Genomic DNA, 2,932 nt, shown 5'->3' with positions numbered 1-2,932 from the left:
CTATATCTATTCTTCCAGTGAAGTGGCAGTAGTCAAGATACTGATAGGTTTGATGAACGAATTTGGAATGCAAGCCATCTGGGACACTTATGCAAATTATATGGCTAAAGGAACAGCGCTTCCTGCAACGCTGGAAACGTTTTGGGATGGATGGATTTCACAACGCGCTCCAGATTCTGAAGAGCTCGCGGTGTTACAAACAGTATTTAATGATAGAAAAGTTTTCTACCAGAAAGATATATTTGAAATGGATAATTTTCTGGGAGTATTTCGTAAACTCTCAGTGTGCGATGAGCTCGTGTTGTTGTGTGATGCAGAAACACATTATCTCTATCATAGCAATACGAGTAGTGATAGAGATCTGGTTGCTTTCGATGCTGAAAAAGGCAGAAACTATTTTATTGAAACCGTGAATCTTAGTAACGGCGCGGATACCTATATACGCATTCTGGATGCATCGGGAAATCCGGTATTTGATACTTACGGACAGCTAATGGTGAATGATAATCGCCCCGGTACGGAGTTCTGTGGCAGGTACGATAATCCATGTCGTGTCCACAACGATGATGAAATGTTGTCTTCGGAATTAAGCTTCATACCAGAAATAACGGGTACTTACTACGTAGAAGTGACTTCCTCTTCCAGCAGGCCGGCCGCCGCAGGTCGTTATGGAACTTATGCATTGCAGATCACCGAATAGCCTGGTTGTTGATCAGCTGTCTAGAGCGTTTTAATAAACACCTTGGAATTTCTCTGGTAGTTGTACATCGCCTGTTTTTCTACAGGGAGCACACTCAGCTCCGATGCCACGAATCCCCGTTCCTGAAACCAATGGCTGGTTTGGGTGGAGAGAACAAAAAGTTGCGCGATACCCTGTTGCTTTGCCTGATTTTCAATATATGACAACAGGCTATCACCCCGACCATGTTTCTGATAATCCTGATGAACAGCAAGACAGGCAAGTTCTGCCACCCTTGAATTATCGTAGGGGTAAAGGGATGCGCACGCGACAACCATGCCGTCGCGTTCTACGACGGAAAATCTGTCTATTTCCATTTCCAGTCTTTCACGGGAACGGCGTACCAGTATTGCTTGTTGTTCCAGTGGTTTGATTAATTCCAGAATTCCGGGTACGTCATCGATGACCGCAGGCCTGGTATCCTCATAGTGGTCACTATTAACCAGGGTGCCCACACCATCACGCGTAAACAATTCCTGTAACAATGCACCATCACTTTTACGATCGAGGATATGTACGCGCCGAACCCCTTGTTGACATACCTGAACAGCGCTTGAGAGTATGCGCCTGATGTCCTCGGTTAATTCGGAATGGCTTTCCAGTAATTTTTGAGCCGCTTGTACCGATAGCTCTCGCACTGACTGTTGCTGATCATCAGTGATTGGCAATCCTTCCGTTAAATAAATCAATTTGTGGGCGTTTAATGCAGTGGCCGTTGCGGTAGCAACGCTTTCGGCGGTGACATTGAATATCTCTCCGGTGGGTGAGTAGCCCAACGGTGACAACAACACAATGGTACCATCGTCGAGTTGTTTATTGATGGCAGGCGCGTCGATTCGTCTGATCTCACCGGTATGGTGATAATCAACGCCACCTCTGACGCCATAGGGTCTGGCGATAACAAAGTTGCCTGATGTTACTCGTAACCTTGCGCCCGCCATGGGGGAGTTGGCGAGCCCCATGGATAATAATGCTTCAATATCGGTCCTGACACTGCCAACGGCTTCTTTGACACATTGCAAAGCACGTTCATCTGTAACGCGTACATTATTGTGTAATGGGGTGCTCAGCTCCTGTTGTTTCAGTCTCTGGTTAATCTGGGGTCTGGCTCCATAGACCAGGACCAGGCGTATACCCAGGCTGTGTAATAGTGCGAAGTCGTGCACCAGTGTATCGAAATTATCGGCTAATAACGCCTCCCCACTGAAAACCACCACAAAAGTTCGGTTCCGAAACGCATTGATATAAGGCGCGGAATTCCGGAACAGCGTGGCAAAATTCTGGTTTTGGCTTTGTTCAGACATTTTTACATCTCTGCAATATATTTTATTCAGGTAAATCAGCTGGTTAAAAATCGACAAGCGCGCTATTTTGCGCTACTTATGACTGTTAAACCCAGTTCAAATAACTGATTGAAAAATCAAATAATAGTTCATTCAACCCATGCTTATCGAGTCTGTGGTTAGCACCATATTAAGACATAAGTCTTTGTATTTACAACAACTCGATAAAAGCACTAATAAATTTGTAGGTCTAGCCTTACGCTTAATTTATGGCATAATACCGGAGGCTGTGGATCAGCAGCCCGTTTTACTTCTAAATTATAAATAACTCAATCGAGGGGAAATATAATGGAGCGTTCAGTAACTTTTATTGTTAATGCGGTTTGCTGTGTGGGTATTTTTGTAATGTTGGTTTCTCACGCACAATTCTAATTAACTGGGCAACTGCGTTACATCGTTTACATAATAATAACTTTTACTACAATTACCCTGCCTATTGTAGTTAAAATACAGTAACGATGCGGGTTGTTTAGTGAACCTTATGAGGTGCAATGATAGTTGCACCTCACAAATTTTCGGCAAAGCATGGATCCGCTTTCCGATTCAAGATCCCGCCCCTGACAATAATTCTAACACTCTCAATTTTAAGGGAATAAATCTGTAAATGGCCGTTTTCGTGCTGCTTTATTGTGCGATTTACGAAGTTATTAACAGGCGTAATCAGCTGTAGCTGGGTAGAAAATTGATTAACGTCTGGCTGGAATTTGAGTTACAAACAAACAGTGCTAATTGACTTTAGCAACAGGTAAGAACAGAAGAAAAACAAGTAAGAATAAGCGAGGAAGATAGTGATTCACTGGGGTAAGTTAATAGGAATCGGGCTGGGCTATTTTCTGGGAGATGTTCCCGG

The 2,932-nt window shown here is 43.8% G+C and carries 2 protein-coding genes; one reads left to right on the top strand and one right to left on the bottom strand.

All coding sequences use genetic code 11. From position 1 onward, the window contains the following. A partial coding sequence (locus tag ACWVCM_RS00640; protein ID WP_455199760.1) for a hypothetical protein occupies window positions 1-700 on the top strand: 700 nt, incomplete at its 5' end. A 20-nt stretch (window positions 701-720) separates the two neighbouring features. On the opposite strand, the gene argA is transcribed toward ACWVCM_RS00640, so the two are convergent. Then, window positions 721-2,043, bottom strand: coding sequence for an amino-acid N-acetyltransferase (gene argA, locus ACWVCM_RS00635; protein ID WP_455199759.1), 1,323 nt, complete (start codon window positions 2,041-2,043; stop codon window positions 721-723). Window positions 2,044-2,932 lie beyond the last annotated feature (889 nt).

The sequence above is a fragment of the Kaarinaea lacus genome (assembly GCF_975902315.1).
Note: the sequence above shows the minus strand (reverse complement) of the source record. Positions and strands in the feature narration are given on the sequence as shown.